Raw genomic sequence first — 17,836 nt, forward strand, 5'->3', positions numbered from 1 at the left:
TACCGGATGAGTTCGAAAATCCTGATTCAGTTTCAGAATCTATCAGACAGGATCAGCAGACGTTTTTCAAGCATCAGGCTGGCGATCGCGGGGACGTGGACGCTCAGCTCCCGGTTTCCGGTCCCCCGGCTCATCCTCCCGGCTGCGCTCTCCCCGCCCGCCGGGACCATTTGGTCGGCGACCATTGGGATTCAGAAAGCGACCGCCGCGTACACCACCATTGCGTTGACGCCCCGAACCATCCAAAGCACTTTTGTCACCACCACGCGCCAGGTCGATGGCCACCTGCTGTGCTTCCCGGGCGCGCTCTGTCAGCTCTCGACGGACCTCTTTGGGCAGGTTGTCTCTCAGATACATGAATTTCAACCGTTCCTGCAGTTCTTCCGGTGGATGTTTCAACAGATCCTCTTTGTCCTTACGATCCAGTCCTTCAAAGAACGTCTGCAGTTGACTTTCGGAAACGGACATCTGGTCCAATTGATCCCGAACCGACAAAATTAACTGATTCATCAGCCCTTTCGCCAGAAACAGTATGAGCCGTCCGCGCTTTTGGTCGTCCCTGAGATTCGGTAAGCGAGCAGGCCCACCGCGAAGTTCATCAGAACCTCCCTCGCGGAAGAAGTGATAGTTATCCTTTTCAATCAGCTCGAACGCGCTGTTGACAACTTCCGGCTGAGGCCAGTCCGAACCTTTCTTTCCGTCCTGCTGCTTGACCTGTGCAGCTGCCCGTAACACGGCCAGCGACTTCTGAAAATCGGTCAATTCTGATTTGGGTTTCGGATACTTCACCGGTTCAGGCAGGCTCTTTTCGATCACTCCGACCACCTGCTGATACAGCTCGGGGGAAACGGGCTGAGTCCGAGTCATAAACCACATACCGGGAGTTCGGCTGTCGATTTTCAAGATCCGCATGACTTCGAAATAATTGCGATAACGTTGCCAGCGCGAACTGTTCTGTCGCTCTGCGCGGAACTTGCGGATGAGGGCCATGCGCTCTTCCGGGGTCTCCGCTTTCCGCAGGTCTTCCTGTTCCCAGGGAGAGAGCGTGCGGACCCAGTCCTCGTAACACCGCATCACGCGATTGAGCTCGGGGCGATCCTGAATGGCTTCATGAATTTTGCGGTAGCGGGCTTTTTCCTCGGGAGACAGCTTCTGGAACTTCTCGTAGTTGCGTTTGAGCTGCGCGCGTTCTGCAGGAGTCATCGACTCGATTTTTTTGCGATTGTCCTGCTCAGTCTCTTCTGATCCCGCCGCCCCCAGCAGCAGCATCCCTGCACAGAGCAGGGCCAGCGCCAGTCCGCCGGCGCGCAACGTCAGCAGACCTGTTCCCGAGTCAACTCCGGAACGGGTGGTGACAGTGCGGCCTGACTGCGGTTTACTGCTGCGCGGTTTCATCGAAGGTCCCCGACTTTGTGAGTTCTTCCAGGAATTCCAGACTCTGCACTTCCGAGTAAGTGTCCAGATTCTCAATAAACGAGAGCTCCCTGATCAGCGGATCGGATTCGTCCGGCACCCACTGATTGGTAATCAGATATCCCAGGAAAATCGAACAGGCCAGCCCCGCGATCCAGCCGGCCGAGATCGCGACTTTGCGGAGTTGCGCCCGTGTCTTTTTCGTCATGCCGAAACCGGATGGCTGCTGATCTTCAGCGGCCTGGGCTTCCAGTTGAACGGTGCGAATGCTCGAGAGGGTTTTGTCGGTGAATTCCTCAGACGCCCTGGAGATCGGCAGACGATCCAGCATTTCCCAGGCGCGCTCCAGCCCATCGACGCGTTCACGCGTGGACTCGTCGTTCGAGAGCGCCTGCTCGACTTCGATCGCTTCCTGCTCGCTGACCTCGCCATCGAGGTAAGCCACCAGTTTCTCGAGTTCCTGTTCTGTGATGTCTTTGCTCATCGCACGTCTCAACCGTTGATATGTTTTTCCAGTTGCACCCGTAAGTTTTCCCGGGCACGTGACAGTAATGATTTCACCGCCGCCTCGGACAGCTTCATCGCGGTCCCGATGTCGGCGTAACTCATCCCTTCAAATTTGTGTAACAGCACTGCCATCTGTTGTCGTTCGTTCAAAGTTTCCAGTGCCTGGCGGACCACCGCCTGGGTCTCTTTCAGTCCGACCTGACGCGAGGGCATCATCCCGGATTTTTCCATTAACAGCTGCTCTTCCGGACGCATTCCCAGCGGGCCGGAATCGTGGGGATTGAGGGCCACCTCTCTGCGGCGTCCCTTGTTGCGGCGGGAGTTGCTGGCCAGGTTGTTGGCGATGCGAAACAGCCAGGTCGAAAATTTCGCCTTCGGCTCATACTTGTCGCGTGATCGATAAATCCGCAGAAACACTTCCTGCGCCAGATCTTCTGCTGCCTCCTGATTGCCCAGCAAATGGCAAAAGATGCCGACGATGCGGTCCTGGTACGCTGCTACCAGCTCAGTGAACGCACCTTCATCGCCGCCCTTGGCGCGCAGCATCAGCTGTACGTCAGGGTCCCGTAAGTATGGTGAATTCATGATCTCAGTAGTAACCACAGCTGACTTCAGGCTCCCCTCTATGAGGCCAGTTGCCCCACGTGTATTAAACACACAGCGTAACACAAAGTTTCTCTCAGAGTTTGGGAGAAACCCGCTTTTTAACTGTTTCGCTGCACGATTCTAACGGTTATCGTCGCTAAACCCGGCAGTGAACACAAGCTGTTCCCGAATGAAAATTGCATTTCGGATCCGCATTCCCTGCCGTATTTTATTTTAGCAGGTAGTCGCCCACAGTGGCCTGGTTATGATAACATAGTGTCTTCCGACTGATTTTCTGACCTGGTTTCTCGCCTCCTGCCAGTCCCCTGAACCCGCCGAGGACGGTCCATGACGTTAAATTCGCTCCCTTTGAGTTATTGCACGAACGTGCATCCCGGCCTGACAACCGCGGAGATTCTGCAGAAACTCGATGAATTTACCCTGCCGATTCAAGAGCAGCTGGGATCCCCGCTGGCCGCCGGTCTCTGGCTGGCGCAACCGGTGATCGAGGAAATCCTCTCAGAGCCAGAAGGCATCGCCCGCTTCGCCGAACAGCTGCAGCAGCGCAACCTGACCTGCTACACGCTCAACGCGTTCCCCTACGGCAATTTTCACAGCGAACGCGTCAAAGAGAATGTCTACCTCCCCGACTGGACAGAGCCCGAACGGCTGGAATACACCAAAGGCTGCGCCCGCGTCCTGGCGGCACTGTTGCCCGAGGGAGTCGAAGGCAGCATCTCCACGGTCCCCCTGGGCTTCAAAGGCTTCGAGCATCCCCGCGACTTCAGTCAACAATGCGTCGACCAGCTGATTGAGCTGGCCGTCTTTCTGAAACAGCTTCAGGACGAAACCGGACGCACCATTCGCCTGGCCATCGAACCCGAACCGTTCTGCGTGATTGAATTCACCCACGAACTGATCGTCTATTTCGAACGGCTCTACGAACGGGCCGCCGACAAACAGCTGCTGGGCGTGGTCCGCGAATTTATCGGGGCCTGCTACGATATCTGTCACCAGGCCGTCGAATTCGAAGACATTCCCGGCTCGATCCGGCAGATCACTCACGCGGAAATCCGCATCAACAAAATTCATATTTCCAACGCCATCGAACTCAACGATCCCTGGAATAACAAAGCAGGCCGCACGCAGCTCGCAGACTACGCCGAGCCCCGCTACCTGCACCAGACCATCATCAACCTCAAGAACGGCGACCTGCTCCGCATCCCCGACCTCGACCGCGACTTCCTGCTCGATCCGCATCCCCGTCTGCAGGAAACCGAACGCCTGCGAGTGCACTTCCACGTGCCCGTCGACGCGCAGACCCTGGGGTCGCTGGGAACCACACACCGCGAACTGAAACAGGCACTGGCCACGGTCAAGGAACTCGACTACGCGCCGCACCTCGAAGTGGAAACCTATACCTGGGAAGTCCTGCCCGGCGATCAGAAACCATCGCTGGTCGACGGATTGACGCGCGAACTGCAGGCCGCCCGCAAACTGATTGATTCGCTTTAATCAACTGAAGTCAACTATCATGCGTGAGCTATTACTCGAACTCGAACAGGCCGTCCAGCAGCAGAAACCCGTCTGCTACACCTGCCTGGTAGAAACCCGGGGCTCGACCCCGCAAAAGCCCGGGGCTGCCATGCTGATTTTCAGTGATGGTTCCCAGGTAGGAACACTCGGCGGCGGTTGTGTGGAAGCCGAGGTCAAACGCCGCGCACTCCGTGTGCTCGATTCGGATGCCCCGGAAATCATGACCTTCCAGCTCGACAACGATTACGGCTGGGATGACGGCCTGATCTGTGGCGGACGCATGAAAGTGCTCGTCGATCCGGTACGCAATGCTGATGACTTACAATACTTCCGCACGATGCTGCAGCAACTCGCCGCAGACCAGGGTTGTACTGAAGCCATCGTCCTCAACCCTGAATCGGCCGAAGGCATCGCCGAAACCGATCGCTTTCTGATCAACGCGGATGCCGAGATCGTCGCTTCGCGAGGCAATCCCCAGCCCCCCGCACAACTACAGGCCGGTCTCAAACCGATCCAGAATCGACCCCGACCTTATGTCAACGCGGGCATCGCCTATCTGACCTTTCACCAGACCTGCCAGCTCATCGTTATCGGCTGTGGTCATGTGGGACAGAAGGTCGCCGAGCTGGCCAGCGATGTCGATTTCGAAATCATCGCCGTCGATGATCGCCAGGAATACTGCAACGCCGAACGCTTCCCCTCCGCGAAACAGCTGATCGTCGGCACCTTCGATACCACGCTGGCCGACCTCCCCATCAATCGGGATACCTTCATCATCATCGTCACCCGAGGTCACAACCACGATGAAGAGGCCCTGGGTTACGTGGCGCAATCACCCGCCCGCTATATCGGTATGATCGGAAGCCGCCGCAAAGTCAAACTGATCTTCGAGGACCTGATCCGCATGGGCACACCCCGCGATGCCCTCGCCCGCGTTCACGCACCGCTCGGTTTTGAGATCGGCTCACAGACGGTCCCGGAAATTGCGCTCAGTATCGTCGCGGAACTGGTTGCCTGGCGCAACCTGGATGAAGTACCCGCCGGCTATCAGCGGACCAGCCTGGTGGAAGAATTGAAAACTCCCGATCCGGCCTGAAGCTTCAGGTCGGCATCATCATGACAGCCGGTTACTCTTCCCAGTCGTCGGGATCTTCGAATTCCTGCTCTTCGGCCTCGAGGATTTCGTTGGTTTTGGCATCGCCGCGACGGAAGACAGCCACCACATCTTCGATGGGCACCACGTAGAGCACGTTGTCCGGTTCGAAATCGACGGGGATCGCTTCGCTGGGGTTAAACAGGACCTTGTCGTACTTCTTGATCGGGAAATCATCGTCCCGCGCAATCTGCACGCTGATCTCCACCACCCGGCCGGTGATGTTTGGAATCTCCGCTTTGTCGGGGAGCACAATCCCCCCTTTGGTCGTCTGACGACTTTCATCTTTGCGGATGAGAATTCGCATTCCCAGTGGTTCAACCCAGTCTGACACTCATATCTCCCAGTCTAAAATCAATAATTCATAAACGCCTGTGGCGCTGAAGTTTTACGAAAATAAGCAGTTTTGCCCCAGATCGCAACACAGACAGCCCTCTAATCATAGGCCATCTGCACCCCGAAAAGAACCCCGAAAATCAGGTGTCCGCCCCGGGATACGCACGATTTGCCTGTAAGCGGGAAAGAATTCCGCGTCCGAACTCCATTCCTCACACGCACATCCCCCAATATTTATGATAGAGACCCGCCACCAGTGCGAACTGACCACTCGAATTTCCGAGTCCCTGTTGCATCGCCGGTTGATAATGTAAAATGTACATCTATAAAGAAAGTAACATACGCTCTGATTCACACTCTGGGAGCTGTATTCACAATTTCCCGTACTAATATTCAGGAGACCGACATGGATAAGCAGACAATGATTGAGAAACTGAATGAAGATCTGGCGAGCGAACTGGCCGCCATCATCCAATACACCACCTATGCCGCCAAGGCCACCGGACCTTACCGTCCGCAACTGACTCAATTCTACCTGGCCGAAGTCCCCGATGAACTGGGACATGCACAGTACCTGGCGAATAAAATCGTCGCCCTGGGTGGCGAACCGACCACCGTTGCCGGCAAGGTCAAAGCAGCACACAGCAACCGCGAAATGCTCGAAGCAGTCCTCGCTGCCGAAAAAGAAGCGACCGCCGGCTACACCCAACGGGCAAAAGAAGCCGAAGAACTGGGCGACAAAGGCATGGCCGTTCAGCTGGAAGACATGGTCCGCGATGAAAGCGGTCACGCGGAAGAAGTCGAACGCATTCTCATGGACTGGCCACTCTAAGCCAGCCCCTGACAGAGTCTCAAATCCAGACCCGTCCGCGTTACTGCGGGCGGGTCTGTTTTTTTGTGTCGACTCTCAGTTGGTCAGGGTGCCGAAGAAAAAGGGCATCAGCTGATGACCTTTAGGCAGCAGCAGGTTGCTGGCCCCGGCGCTGACTTCATCATACTTGTTGGACTGATCGGGACGCACTTTGGTTCCACAAATGCCGAAGGGCACATACCCGTGGCTGTGCGTTTTCGTTCTGAGGAACGTCGGATGATCGGGGCAGACCAGGATGCGATAGTCGCCCTGTTCCCGCAGATATTCGTGCACCGGCCCGACAATGTGCTGGTCGATATTTTCCAGCGCCTTGATCTTCTCGTGCACTTCCCCTTCGTGCGAGGCTTCGTCGGTCGCTTCCACATGCACCACAACGAAGTCCGTATTCTGCAGGGTCTCAATCGCGGCACGTCCCTTGGCGGCGTAATCGGTGTCGGTGTAGCCGGTGGCCCCTTCGACTTCAATCACATCCCAGCCCAGCAGGCGTCCCAGACCACGTAACAGGTCGACGGCGGTAATCACCGCGCCGCTCTTGCCGAACTGTTCCTGGAACGGCGTCAAAGCCGGGCGGCTCCCCTGGCCCCAGAGCCAGATCTGCGTCGCCGGCGGATTGCCGTCAGACCGCTTCTGATTCAACTTCGATTTGCTGAACAGCTTCTTGCTGCGTTCCATCAGATCATTCAGCAACTCGCCCCCTTTGCCTGACGGCAGGTCCTGCGCGATCGGCTGATCGGTCAGGTCGTGGGGTGGAGTCGTCGATGTTCCCCCATCGAACGGTTGATCGTCGGCGTCTTTGGCCCGGTAGACGAGCAGGTTCCGGTAGCTCACCCCCTGGTGAAACTCCCACTGCGGATCGTCGGCGGTCGCTTCCTGTAACAGGCTGATCAGTTCCGCACCGACCTCGTTGGGCAGCTGAGATGCGGTGAAGCTGGCCATGTTCCCTTTGTCGATCGTCACGAAATTGCAGCGGATGGCCCAGTCGTGCGGACCCAGCTCGATTCCCTGGGCGGCCGCTTCCAGCGGAGCCCGTCCCGTGTGAAAGACCAGTGGATCGTAGCCGAACAGGCTCATCGTCCCCACATCGCTGCCCGACGGCATCGACGCCGGCACCGTGTCGGTCCGGCCCAGAATACCTGCGGACACAACTTCATCCATATGCGGCAGAAAGGCAGCCTGCAACGGGGTCTTGCCCCCTAATGCGTCCTGCGGTTCATCCGCACAGCCATCGGGAATTACGAGCACATATTTCATGTTTTGGGACACTTACTCTCAGGCGGGATAGAAAAAGGAGTCAAAATAGACCTGTCTGGTCCTCAATATCCTGAATTTCCAGCCCGCCCGCAAGGTACCCACGCCACGAATTTTTGAACCCACTCTTATCAGACGTGCCTGTGACAGAATGACGATTTTCTTAAGCTTCTTACTCCTTCGGAGCAGGGTCCGAAACGACGAAATCCTTGTAAGGTTCCATCTCCGCCGTGATGACCTCCCACGATTTCCCCATTTCGCGGAACTGGTTGAAATCCTTCGGCTTATAGGAAAATTCGAGTTCCGGCGTTTTGATCTTCGCGTACCCCTTTTCAAAGCAGGAATGCATGGCGGCATCCAGGGCACCCGTCATCAGCAGGGTCCGCTCACAGGGATAAGGTTCCTCCTTGTTCACGAACAGATATTGAATCGCGTGCGAGAAGGCGCGGAACAGATTGCGGTTGCCCCAGGGACCGGGGAAGAAGGTCGTCGCTTTCGGCGCCGGCTCCCCTTTGATCGAACAGGCGAAGTTCCAGCGAACCCCGTTAGAGCCAATCCGCAGCATCGTGGCCCGGAAGCCGTCTTTATACTCCAGCAGAATCCCGTGCGGTTCGCGCGTCCCTTCACTGCCGATCGGATCGAACAGCCCCCGCTTCGTATCGCCCAGCTCGGCCTGCATCGCGGCTTCGGCCAGCTTCATCGACCAGCGGCCTTCCTTACCCGCTTTGATCAGGTCGTCCCCCTTGAGGAACTGCACGCTTGAAATGCCGGTCTCACCCCCTTTGCGGAACTCGACCATCGACTGCAGCACTTCCAGGCCGTGGATGTCGTACTTCTCGATCGGCCCGCCGTGAATGGAGACGGCGTCTTCGATCTCGGTGCCGTAAGGCAGCTCCAGCGGAATCGTGCGCTCCGCGAGGGGCACCGAACTGCCGACCATCATCGGGAAGCCGTACTTCCGCGAGGTGTCATACATTTCGCGGGCCCAGTCCCAGCGGTAGGAAAAATGCTTGTCACTGAAGACCGGCACAAAGCGGTCGGACTGCTCCATGACCTTGACGATCGCATCGAAGAACCGCTTGCGGGGATACTTGGTCTGCCCGTACTTCGTATCGGGATAGTCGCCGTGCTCGCCAATCGACAGCACGGCGTCGACCGCCAGTTCATCGCCGCCGTTACAGAGCGCTTCAGGGATCGTTTTGTAAATGGGAATGTCGAACTGCTTCGCGATGCCGCGGGAGAGATCGCGGTCGGTAAACTGATCGCCGTAGAAGGAAATCACATCGCACTGCGGCTCAAGCAGTTTTCCATTAAACAGGTAAGGTCCCAGGAACGGATGCAGAATGTGATAGGCGTGCGACAGATAAAAGCACTGCGTATAAATGGCAGCGACCTGCGGTCGTTTCGTTCCGGCGGCAGCCTGCCCCGGATTCAACCAGTTGAGTCCCGCGGTCCCCGCCAGGGCGGCGGCTCCCAGTTTCAACAGATCACGGCGGGAGAGCGATTCAGACAAAGGGTGCGGCAGGTTCGCAACGGACATAGGGAAGACTCCTGTGGTGGGAACAAGCGAGGCGAGAATCAGTCCCTCTATCGTATCAGATCATCTAGATCTCTCCACCTGTTTTTGGGGAGGGTGGGAATTTTTGTGCGGGAATTATTTGGGAGGTGGGCTCAACAGGTGAGGTTCGGATTGAACCAGACTTCCTTAAATTGGCCGAAATATTTTTAAGATTCGTTCCTCTTCCATGGTACATCTTTTATTGCTGATTGAATGAATTCTACATCAAGACTGCGACAGATTATCTTTCCTTGATAGCCAGCAGTTGCAAGAATAGCTTGAGCCAGTAAACCATTAATCTGGTACCACAAATCGATTCGCTCATTTGAGCCTGTAGGCCGAGAAAGCAGTTTCTCTACTTTTTTAGGCATTCCATGAACTAGAGCATTTCGAACATCCACAAGCACACAAATTAAATCATCCAAGTTAAATTCTTTAGCATATGCGTTTAGCTCAATACTCTTTGCCGGCAGACTTGTTGGGATTGAATAGAGTGACAACAATAGTCGAATCTTGTCCGATGCTGGCAATGCCTTAAAGCCATTTACACTACATAATCCGCGTTGTTCAACCACCTCAAACCACGCTAGTGTCTCTAAAGCTGCTTGCTGTAACACTATCGACCCATCGATCAGACCAGCACTCTGCTCAGCTTCAATGTACCAACCGATTCCAGTAGTTAATACTTCATATCTCTTTGGGTCGTTGTACGCGTGGTACAAACAGCGAAACAGCTCCTCAAAAGTTCCTTTTACCATAGAATAGTACCAGGATAATCCTGGTGGATTCATACTGGCCATAGTCACTCGAGGGAAAACTCGATTTAAATTTCCTGTTTCTGAATAGCCCCACGGACCAACCAAGCCCACCCAACGTCCGCACATAAAAGAAAGAGTTTTATGTAAGATTGAATCAATCAGATCAATGTCAGGATTCGAACCAATATTCTTAAATTTAACTTCGATAACATGTGTAAAAACAAATGGAGATCTAACATTTTTCTTCTTATCACTGAGTTGATCAATCACTATTTCAAAGCCATCAATTTTTGTTTCAGTCCTTCCTTTGTAGATAGAGTTACTGCCTTGAATAAATTTCCCATGTAAGCCTGGGCCATTGATTACCAAATACTTTATTGAATCGAAGAGCGAATCAGATTCGATATGATCAACAACATGTCCCGAAAAAAATGTTCTCGTCTTATTTTTATTGATTGCTGTTACATTCACAGACATAGCACCAACAGGGTCACCACAGGACATTTCATAAATCCCCGCTTCCTCGGTGTTATTAAATACGTTATGTATCTCAGCTTGATTTGGTTTCTCATTAATTTCAAATTCAAAAATCACACCTGGCTTTGGAGCTATTTCAAATAATATTTTCCCAATTCCAGATATCGATATTTCATCTCTAGAAAGAGTCGTCGCTCCAGACCAGAACTCTATCAGCCCTGTCAATAGATCATACTCACAAGGTGGAGTGAGCCTCTCTTCAAATTTTGTGGTTCTTTCAACTGACGATGGTTTATCCACAATTAAAGCTTTCTTCGTCAAAACACGATAAGTTAAACGTTGAATTCAACCGCTTTAAGAAAACAGAGGATACTATTACGTGACTTTCATCTTATGCTTTCTTTTAACTCAATAAGTACCATTCCCAAATAAATCACTAGTTTGAGTTTAGGATTATTCTCGATGGGTTTGATTTCAAAAAATATTTATCGGACCTTACAAGGCTATAATCTTACGAAGTTCGATGGACCAATTCACCGAGATCGCGGTTTCGATAAAAATAACGCACAACTATCTGAAGCTAAAAATACTCTTTATCAATTAATCGGTGATGATCAAGTAGTGTGGTTGGAGCAGTATCATCCAAAACTCTTTGACATTCATATCGATTGCTATATACATGAAATTCTTGTAGATCAGCGTGATATCATAGCTATCATTGATACATTCATCTGGAATCATTTGATTGGAAATTCACGTTATATTCCAGAAAAAGCACATGAAGTACTGAGGGATACGCTTGCGTTCAGTGAAGTTGAAGATGATTTTGATATTGTTCAATTAGAGGATAGATACTTAGCAGAAAATCTTCCTCCTAAAAATCAATTGTGGTCTAAGGTAGTTAAACCAGATATTTCTGATGATACGGACCAAATTCTTACTCAATTCCCACTTAGGTATTCTCAATTTCTCAGTATTACGAGAGTTACTAAAAAGATGGTGACCAAATAGAAAACTAGAGCACATAAAAGGTGTCAGGAACCGTTTTCAGACGCTCCCTGTTCTATCTCTAATCTTCCGGCCATAAATCGTCTACCAGCGTGCCTTTCATTTTTTCTACCATTGTCTGAGTCAACGCCAGCCAATCGCCTGAAATATCATCAACTGATTCAAAGGGCGTTCTCACACCGTACTCATGATACAAGTACCCATCAGTTAGGTTTTTACCATAATCGGTCATTACTTCTGAAATGACTTCAGCTGCATGTCTTCTGGTAATTGCCATCAAAACACACACCTTCCCTGCCTGGCCCTGTTCGCCAGCATCATCAACGGCAATGCTGTGTTTTTTCTGAAAGCAATAGGTGTGCAAGATAATCATACAAGCCAGCGCATCGGTTTCGCTGGATTTCTTATCAAGTACGGACTTGCATAACTCAACGTACAATTCGTGCTTCGTCATGGTACACCATTCATTATCACCCAGCCTGCAGGGAATAAGAAGTAAAGTCAAAATCAGCCAGTTGAATTAGATTTCTTTCCACATCCCTTCTTCTGCAATGTATGGCGTAATCATCTCATTCGTGATTTCAAACAGTTCCTGACGATCCTTGCGTTTAAAGTATTTCTTGTACCTGGTATCGATCAACATGAGAGCTTTGAGGCGCCCTTTAGCAACCATCGGCACTTTGATTGCCTGCTTCTCTATAATCGGTACCTCTGGCAGTTCTACGGACAGTGGGGAAATCGATGTACTCAAACGCCAGGATTCCAGAATCGCATCAGGAGTACTAACCAGTGCTCCATAGTCCCCATTCGGGAACCCAAAATTTGACAGTTGTTTATACCAGTCTTCATTGTATTTGAGAGGGAAGCGATTCTTTTTCCAATCGAAGTTCTCATTCACAAAGAACAAACTCAATCGATTGATTTCTATAAATTCTGTTTTTCTATCAAGTGGATGATCGGCGACAGTATTAGGAGATCTCCCCCAGACCTCTAACTGAAGTGGTACCAGGTTATGTCGAATGCTGTAGTATGCAGCTTTGATTTTCTTTGCCAGGTTTCGATTTTGTTTTCCTAAAGAAAGGGAATAGTACCCCGCGTGCTGGCGTTGCCAGTTGATGCGTCCATATTCAAAAGGATGGTCAGGGTCATCACTTAATTGTTTCAACACCTTCTCAGAAATGGCTGTGTGAAAATATGCATCTCCTGGTAGAAAATAGGGTGCAGCCAGTACATGCCTGTCAGCGGCCATCCCCCTCTGACAGAAGCAAAACAGCATCAGCATCAAACTTGTAAAATATTTGTATCGAGCGTGCATGTAATTCTTCCCCATATTACTCATCAGTCGCATTAAAGGAGTCAGGAACGAATGGCACTGTCATCTAATCCCAGCCTTCAAATGGATACTGAGTTCTTGAGACGATACCCTCATACTCAAGTGTGTCCTTGATCTCAGAGAGTGCTGCATCTCGAACCGCGTCACCATGATAAGTTTCTCCAGCCTGGGGATCGTGGTATTCGCCATCAGTATGGATGGCAAGTTCTGCGGCACAAAGACATAACAGAGCGAACTCGGTAGCAGTTCGTCCCATGGCTGAGCGAAAAAAAATGTGCTGCCCTTCAATATCAACTTCAAAGCCAGAAATGGCAGGTGACAACAAAGCCGCATCAATCAATTCAGCAGGTATCGAAATCACCTTGAATGGCAGGAAACCGCCGCTCCAGCCTTCTGGGGAGAAGTCAGGATATATTTCGCAATCGATGCCATGTGGTATCAGGAGCGCTGGCCATAGTTCCCGCAGGTTGTCCGGAACTGTTCGACCGCAACAAACGCTTAATTCAAAGGCCATCGCGGAGCCCTTCAGAGAAAAAAGGGGCCATAAAAGATGGAAGGAACCTTTTGTAGACACAAATCTATAAACGGTTCCTGACACCTTTTTCTACCCTTTTTAATCTCCCAATCGCATCCGCTGTAGCTCCCTCTGGGTGAAGAGAAGTCACCTAGAGAAAATGCATGCGAAAGGGGGGAGCTATCCATGGACTTCAATGGTCCGACAAAAACGAAAGTTACGTGATTCAGCCGCTCCTGCGATTGCCATACTTCTATGAAAACTATCATACCCGCGAGCAACACGTTCGTTATCGATATTGATCAGGTCGACGGGATCGATCAGTCGTCCTTGAACCTCCTCATCATAAGAATAAGCATCAAATACCCACTCGTTGCTAAACATATCCAAGTCATAGACCCCGAAATTGTTTGGTAGCTCAGAACCAACCGGCCAGGGCCGTCCAATATTGATCTTCCAGTCGGGGCGGCGCCTCTCATTTCCGTAAAAATAAACTGTTGTCGTTCCCGCCCGGGCAACCCATTCCCATTCTGCACTGGTCAATAAACGGTAGCCTGGACCTCCGATAATTTCGGCATCGGCTTCGTAAATGCTCCCATTTGATTCCCTGAATAAATATTCACCAAATCGATAATAAGCAGGCAGCCCCTCGCGTTCGCTCATGTTGTTGCAGGCCTCGATGCAATCGTACCAGCTAACACCTTCGACTGGAAACGATCTCGTATCAAATCCCTCGATGTGTGAAGCAAGACATCCTGACTCTGCATAATGGCTTGGATTCACTCCCATGAGTTTCCAATACTGCTCCTGTGTTACTCGGTGAATCCCAACATACATTGGTTTCGTCAAAATACAATCGAACCTCGGCTCCTCGATTTTTGACAGCCCCTGACGTTCTAATTCCTGGTTGATCTCATCAGAACCACCACAGAGAAATTCGCCCGGCGGAATTAGTATGAACTCTATGCCCAGTGAATTCGTCGCGTGCAGCGGAACATGACATCCCTGCGCCCATTCTTCCTGTGCGGAAAAAGCCACTCCGTGGTCAAATGGGATCTTCAGACGCGCGAATTCCAGATTTTCAGAAGTCATGATGCATCCCGGTATTTAAAATGATAAGGACCATAAAAGGTGTCAGGAACCTTTATAGACACAAATCTATAAACGGTTCCTGACACCTTTTTCTACCCGATTTATCTAATGAATATCCTACATAGATTTTCATCTTTTAATCTCGTTCTATAAGAAGGAAACAACTCACTGACACATCCTGCTGTCCCTGTAAGTGCCTCTGTCCGAAACCTGATTACGATTCTGATGTGAAGCCGGATTGCCAGATTTTTTTATATGCCTTTGATTGAAGCACCTTCTCTAAGTACTTCAAATGATTCTGACAGCCCTTTTCGACCAAAAGTGACCTTGCCATTTCGATATGCCCGCGAATCAGCTGTTCGTCGGTTGCTGCACACCACGACTTTCCATTGTAATAGATGCCTGTTCTCTTTAATTCGTCAGAGTGTCTCGCAAATAAGACACGTATCAGGAATTCGATTACATTCGCACTTTGTTCAGGGCTTACAATGCGGTAGAGCCAATTATTTGCGAGGTAATGGAAACATGTCAGGATTGCCAGCTCTCCTCCGATCGCCTCTTGCATACAGTAGAGGATGACGTCAGGCAAGAGCTCTGGAAAGGTTGCATTGAGCTTGATTTCTCCCTCTTCAGGAATCGAAAGTCCAGGAGAATATTGGGAGACTGCATTCCAAAACAAATCACAATAAATAGACAGTGTCCGGCTAACAATCTCACTGTCCTTGCATTTTTCTTCTTCCTCAATTTCATCATTGATATAAAAAAACTGGAAGAGATCTCGCCAGATCTCATAACGTATCGCTGCCTGCTCCATTCCAGCTTCAATCGCGTCCGGGATTACTGAAATTGCAGCATAAAACGATTCCTCGAAAATAACGCTGAATGAAGATGCAACATTTGCTTCGAATGGTTTTATCTGATCAACCTCACCCGGGCTTCGCACCTGTAGTACATACTCATGCATATCTTCCTCGATGGGAAGCTGCATTTGCTCAATGTACTCTCTGAGGTCAGAAATTCGATTTTTAATATTTGTAGCAGACATTTAAGAATGGTTCTTTTTTACTGTCTATGGACAGAAAAGGGGGCAGTAATTTCTCCGAGGGGAATCTCTGCTGGAAAATCTAACAGTCTAAGATACGCGGATCCCTCACATCCCTCATGTTGTATAAGCTGAATCTTTTTTTCAGACATAATTAACCCGGCTTTTCTTGGACATTTTGTAGCAGGTGGACGCTTAAAACCGCAGACAGAAACAGAACACAATCCCCATTTTTAGATCCTGATAGAGAGCTAAACAGGGAGATTTAAAAATGCCGCAAATCATGAAATCAGGATAAATCGAAGACACTTTGAATTTTGTTGATCAGAGCCAATTCAATTTTACGGTATACAGATTGGAAGCACAGGTATCTACCTGGAAATTGAAATTCGATACCCCAAAAGACCTCTCGCAGTACTGGTATTCACAGAAGCCGAACCCTCTGGAGTTTCCAGCTGCGTTTAATTTCTTTCTTCTGAGTAGGGTTGACGTTCCTCAAATATATGCCTGTTTTCCAAGCCTGAATCCCCTAATTCTATTTTCCAATTCAAAGGAGATGCGCTGATGCCTGACGTACGTAATGATTTGAATGGCTTGCGAGTCCAACTGCCGGGAAATCCTGCAATTTATCTGATCGACGAGGGCTGTAAACGACACATCCCTAACCCATCTACCTTTGACAATCTGTTTCGTGACTGGTCTTTTACACAAGACCTGGATATCGATGAGATTCAGACCGGATCACCGATTTCTGATGGTGCAATCCTCGCGCAGGGAAAAGGACGTGCCGAGGTCTATCTGATTGATGGCGGCATGAAACGACATGTCCCCTCACCTCAATTAATGGATCGGTACAACTTTCGCTGGCCAACTGATCGCATTGATGTTGCTCTGATTGATGCGATTCCCACGGGACGCCCGATTGAAGCTCCTCACTAGAAGAATCAACCAGAAACAGGCAGCGAGAGAATAGATCACTGCCTGTTTCTATACCTTCATGAATTAAAAAGAGGTCCGCCTGCAGTTCGCCAGCCGCAGGATGTTGCGCCACGCAACGGAGATCTAATGCGTTTCCGTTGCAGGGACGGCCGCCGGTGTTGCTGCGGCAGCAGCGGGGGCGGGGGGATTGGGCTTGAAGCGGGTCACCAGAACCACGCCGCAGGCTCCGATCAGAATCGTCGTGATCAGCTGACCGAGTGGGAAACCTTCCGGGGCCGACCAGTTGTTGGCGGAGAAAATCGGCATCAGAAAGACGAGCGTGTTGACAGCGGGCGTTCCTGAGAAGACCAGCGGAGGCACGGTCAGCGGTCCGGTGGGCCCCAGGCGGTTGATCGCCAGGATGATACACAGGTTACCGCCGACGCCGAACAGCCCCGCGATAAGGGCTTTCACACATCCGTCCACAGAAAACTGCTCGCTGACCGGCGCACCGCTCAGAAACAGCACATAGATTCCCAGCGCCACCACGGCAACCAGGAAGTAGCCTTCGCCGACATGCGTGAGCGCTCGCAGGCTCTTGCACAACTTGTTCTGGCCTTTCATCGCCACGCTGCCGGAATGGATCAGCGCGACGTAAAGCCCCCAGCTGAGGACCGTCCAGGCAGTTGCGATTTTCCAGGCCTGGTTCGGCGCCGCGGACCCGTGATGTCCCGTGGCGGCGATTTCTTTAAGACCGATCATGTGCCAGCCGAAGACCAGCAGCAGAATGAAACCGATCGCGAAGAGCGCCTTGTATTTCACCGGCCAGCTCTCCCTGGTCGGAGGCTTCGTGATGAGCGCGTAGAGGATACTCACCAGGGGAACCCCGCAGAACACAAGCGGCATCACCTGGCCGTGTCCGCTGGGACAGTACTTCAAAGCATAGGAAAGTGTCACCGCGCCACTGGCAACGAACAGACCGGCGATCCGTCCGATCCGGTTCCCTTTCGGCGTGAAATCTCCGTCGTCGATGCCTTTCTGTTTCAAGATTGGCAATACGACGTACCGCACCAGCAGCCAGGCCACCAGCAGGTAGGAGATGCCGACTCCGATGGCGGCCATCCAGTTGTTGCCCTGCAACGCCCCGGTGGCTCTGCCGAACCGGGAGCCGTACAGCCCCCAGCAAATCCAGACGCCGACGACATAGGTGAACCAGAAGCCAAAAATCGCGTGAGCTATATTCACCGCTCGTACTTTCCTGTTGATATGATAAAGACCCGACGGATAGCGCTATTCATTTCGCACGTGGCCCGGATTTTATCAGAGACGGCGAATGTTTTCTACTTGCCCGGCCAGATTTTGCATGGTGTGAAACAGAGCGCCACTGGAAATCCATTTTCAGCTGAACAGGCGCGGTGCATTCACGTCAATGGAACGAGAATCGGACACTACACGATTTTACCCAAGATTAAAGCGGGCGACCTGCC

The 17,836-nt window shown here is 51.4% G+C and carries 18 protein-coding genes; 5 read left to right on the forward strand and 13 right to left on the reverse strand.

Annotated elements, in window-relative coordinates; all coding sequences use genetic code 11:
- Positions 1 to 66: 66 nt before the first annotated feature.
- From HG66A1_RS31155 to HG66A1_RS31165, 3 genes are read right to left on the reverse strand one after another with little or no spacing between them, the layout of a single operon-like run.
- Positions 67 to 1,395, reverse strand: a complete 1,329-nt coding sequence (locus tag HG66A1_RS31155; RefSeq protein ID WP_145193387.1) for a hypothetical protein — start codon at positions 1,393 to 1,395, stop codon at positions 67 to 69.
- Positions 1,376 to 1,897, reverse strand: a complete 522-nt coding sequence (locus HG66A1_RS31160; protein WP_145193389.1) for an anti-sigma factor family protein — start codon at positions 1,895 to 1,897, stop codon at positions 1,376 to 1,378. Before HG66A1_RS31160 ends, HG66A1_RS31155 begins: the two co-directional genes overlap by 20 nt.
- A gap of 8 nt (positions 1,898 to 1,905) precedes the next feature.
- Positions 1,906 to 2,466 carry an RNA polymerase sigma factor gene (locus tag HG66A1_RS31165; RefSeq protein ID WP_145193391.1) on the reverse strand — a complete coding sequence of 187 codons (561 nt, stop codon included), beginning with the start codon at positions 2,464 to 2,466 and terminating at the stop codon, positions 1,906 to 1,908.
- A gap of 387 nt (positions 2,467 to 2,853) precedes the next feature.
- On the opposite strand from HG66A1_RS31165, the gene eboE reads away from it, so the two are divergent.
- Together eboE and HG66A1_RS31175 are read left to right on the forward strand one after the other, a co-directional pair.
- Positions 2,854 to 4,020 (forward strand): metabolite traffic protein EboE, encoded by a 1,167-nt coding sequence (gene eboE, locus HG66A1_RS31170; protein ID WP_145193393.1) that lies wholly within the window; start codon positions 2,854 to 2,856, stop codon positions 4,018 to 4,020.
- 19 nt (positions 4,021 to 4,039) lie between these two features.
- On the forward strand, positions 4,040 to 5,137 hold the full coding sequence (locus HG66A1_RS31175; RefSeq protein WP_145193395.1) for an XdhC family protein: 1,098 nt from the start codon (positions 4,040 to 4,042) through the stop codon (positions 5,135 to 5,137).
- A 31-nt stretch (positions 5,138 to 5,168) separates the two neighbouring features.
- On the opposite strand, the gene HG66A1_RS31180 is transcribed toward HG66A1_RS31175, so the two are convergent.
- A complete protein-coding gene (locus tag HG66A1_RS31180) occupies positions 5,169 to 5,528 on the reverse strand; it encodes a co-chaperone GroES (RefSeq protein WP_145193397.1) in 360 nt (119 codons plus the stop codon).
- A gap of 408 nt (positions 5,529 to 5,936) precedes the next feature.
- Here HG66A1_RS31180 and HG66A1_RS31185 point away from each other — a divergent pair, with 408 nt between their 5' ends.
- Positions 5,937 to 6,362: a bacterioferritin gene (locus HG66A1_RS31185; protein WP_145193399.1), complete on the forward strand. Its 426-nt coding sequence runs from the start codon at positions 5,937 to 5,939 to the stop codon at positions 6,360 to 6,362.
- Positions 6,363 to 6,437: 75 nt separating this feature from the next.
- Here the strand turns inward: HG66A1_RS31185 and HG66A1_RS31190 are convergent, their stop codons facing one another.
- The 3 genes from HG66A1_RS31190 to HG66A1_RS31200 all read right to left on the reverse strand — a co-directional run bounded on the left by HG66A1_RS31190 (position 6,438) and on the right by HG66A1_RS31200 (position 10,742).
- A complete protein-coding gene (locus HG66A1_RS31190) occupies positions 6,438 to 7,652 on the reverse strand; it encodes a cofactor-independent phosphoglycerate mutase (RefSeq protein WP_145193401.1) in 1,215 nt (404 codons plus the stop codon).
- A gap of 169 nt (positions 7,653 to 7,821) precedes the next feature.
- The gene (locus HG66A1_RS31195; RefSeq protein ID WP_145193404.1) at positions 7,822 to 9,189 is read right to left on the reverse strand and encodes a hypothetical protein; all 1,368 of its coding nucleotides are present in this window, start codon (positions 9,187 to 9,189) and stop codon (positions 7,822 to 7,824) included.
- A gap of 185 nt (positions 9,190 to 9,374) precedes the next feature.
- Positions 9,375 to 10,742, reverse strand: coding sequence for a hypothetical protein (locus tag HG66A1_RS31200; protein ID WP_145193406.1), 1,368 nt, complete (start codon positions 10,740 to 10,742; stop codon positions 9,375 to 9,377).
- Positions 10,743 to 10,904: 162 nt separating this feature from the next.
- Here HG66A1_RS31200 and HG66A1_RS31205 point away from each other — a divergent pair, with 162 nt between their 5' ends.
- Positions 10,905 to 11,453, forward strand: coding sequence for a hypothetical protein (locus HG66A1_RS31205; protein WP_145193408.1), 549 nt, complete (start codon positions 10,905 to 10,907; stop codon positions 11,451 to 11,453).
- A 58-nt stretch (positions 11,454 to 11,511) separates the two neighbouring features.
- On the opposite strand, the gene HG66A1_RS31210 is transcribed toward HG66A1_RS31205, so the two are convergent.
- The 5 genes from HG66A1_RS31210 to HG66A1_RS31230 form a co-directional block, all read right to left on the reverse strand.
- Positions 11,512 to 11,904 carry a hypothetical protein gene (locus tag HG66A1_RS31210; RefSeq protein WP_145193411.1) on the reverse strand — a complete coding sequence of 131 codons (393 nt, stop codon included), beginning with the start codon at positions 11,902 to 11,904 and terminating at the stop codon, positions 11,512 to 11,514.
- A gap of 66 nt (positions 11,905 to 11,970) precedes the next feature.
- Positions 11,971 to 12,765 (reverse strand): hypothetical protein, encoded by a 795-nt coding sequence (locus HG66A1_RS31215; protein ID WP_145193413.1) that lies wholly within the window; start codon positions 12,763 to 12,765, stop codon positions 11,971 to 11,973.
- Positions 12,766 to 12,829: 64 nt separating this feature from the next.
- Positions 12,830 to 13,297 (reverse strand): hypothetical protein, encoded by a 468-nt coding sequence (locus HG66A1_RS31220; protein ID WP_145193415.1) that lies wholly within the window; start codon positions 13,295 to 13,297, stop codon positions 12,830 to 12,832.
- A 180-nt stretch (positions 13,298 to 13,477) separates the two neighbouring features.
- Positions 13,478 to 14,389, reverse strand: a complete 912-nt coding sequence (locus tag HG66A1_RS31225; protein WP_145193417.1) for a formylglycine-generating enzyme family protein — start codon at positions 14,387 to 14,389, stop codon at positions 13,478 to 13,480.
- A 214-nt stretch (positions 14,390 to 14,603) separates the two neighbouring features.
- A complete protein-coding gene (locus tag HG66A1_RS31230) occupies positions 14,604 to 15,434 on the reverse strand; it encodes a hypothetical protein (protein WP_145193419.1) in 831 nt (276 codons plus the stop codon).
- Between the two features lie 561 nt (positions 15,435 to 15,995).
- On the opposite strand from HG66A1_RS31230, the gene HG66A1_RS31235 reads away from it, so the two are divergent.
- A complete protein-coding gene (locus HG66A1_RS31235) occupies positions 15,996 to 16,370 on the forward strand; it encodes a hypothetical protein (protein ID WP_145193421.1) in 375 nt (124 codons plus the stop codon).
- Positions 16,371 to 16,493: 123 nt separating this feature from the next.
- On the opposite strand, the gene HG66A1_RS31240 is transcribed toward HG66A1_RS31235, so the two are convergent.
- On the reverse strand, positions 16,494 to 17,594 hold the full coding sequence (locus tag HG66A1_RS31240; protein ID WP_145193423.1) for a hypothetical protein: 1,101 nt from the start codon (positions 17,592 to 17,594) through the stop codon (positions 16,494 to 16,496).
- Positions 17,595 to 17,836: the final 242 nt, after the last annotated feature.

This window comes from Gimesia chilikensis, assembly GCF_007744075.1.
GTDB lineage: Bacteria > Planctomycetota > Planctomycetia > Planctomycetales > Planctomycetaceae > Gimesia > Gimesia chilikensis_A.

Bases quoted from the DNA above. Each gene is read 5' to 3' on its own strand.
- HG66A1_RS31160 (WP_145193389.1), bottom strand. From the start codon at position 1,897: ATGAGCAAAGACATCACAGAACAGGAACTCGAGAAACTGGTGGCTTAC.
- eboE (WP_145193393.1), top strand. From the start codon at position 2,854: ATGACGTTAAATTCGCTCCCTTTGAGTTATTGCACGAACGTGCATCCC.
- HG66A1_RS31175 (WP_145193395.1), top strand. From the start codon at position 4,040: ATGCGTGAGCTATTACTCGAACTCGAACAGGCCGTCCAGCAGCAGAAA.
- HG66A1_RS31220 (WP_145193415.1), bottom strand. From the start codon at position 13,297: ATGGCCTTTGAATTAAGCGTTTGTTGCGGTCGAACAGTTCCGGACAAC.
- HG66A1_RS31225 (WP_145193417.1), bottom strand. From the start codon at position 14,389: ATGACTTCTGAAAATCTGGAATTCGCGCGTCTGAAGATCCCATTTGAC.
- HG66A1_RS31155 (WP_145193387.1), bottom strand. From the start codon at position 1,395: ATGAAACCGCGCAGCAGTAAACCGCAGTCAGGCCGCACTGTCACCACC.
- HG66A1_RS31235 (WP_145193421.1), top strand. From the start codon at position 15,996: ATGCCTGACGTACGTAATGATTTGAATGGCTTGCGAGTCCAACTGCCG.
- HG66A1_RS31210 (WP_145193411.1), bottom strand. From the start codon at position 11,904: ATGACGAAGCACGAATTGTACGTTGAGTTATGCAAGTCCGTACTTGAT.
- HG66A1_RS31195 (WP_145193404.1), bottom strand. From the start codon at position 9,189: ATGTCCGTTGCGAACCTGCCGCACCCTTTGTCTGAATCGCTCTCCCGC.
- HG66A1_RS31205 (WP_145193408.1), top strand. From the start codon at position 10,905: ATGGGTTTGATTTCAAAAAATATTTATCGGACCTTACAAGGCTATAAT.
- HG66A1_RS31165 (WP_145193391.1), bottom strand. From the start codon at position 2,466: ATGCTGCGCGCCAAGGGCGGCGATGAAGGTGCGTTCACTGAGCTGGTA.
- HG66A1_RS31190 (WP_145193401.1), bottom strand. From the start codon at position 7,652: ATGAAATATGTGCTCGTAATTCCCGATGGCTGTGCGGATGAACCGCAG.
- HG66A1_RS31215 (WP_145193413.1), bottom strand. From the start codon at position 12,765: ATGCACGCTCGATACAAATATTTTACAAGTTTGATGCTGATGCTGTTT.
- HG66A1_RS31185 (WP_145193399.1), top strand. From the start codon at position 5,937: ATGGATAAGCAGACAATGATTGAGAAACTGAATGAAGATCTGGCGAGC.
- HG66A1_RS31230 (WP_145193419.1), bottom strand. From the start codon at position 15,434: ATGTCTGCTACAAATATTAAAAATCGAATTTCTGACCTCAGAGAGTAC.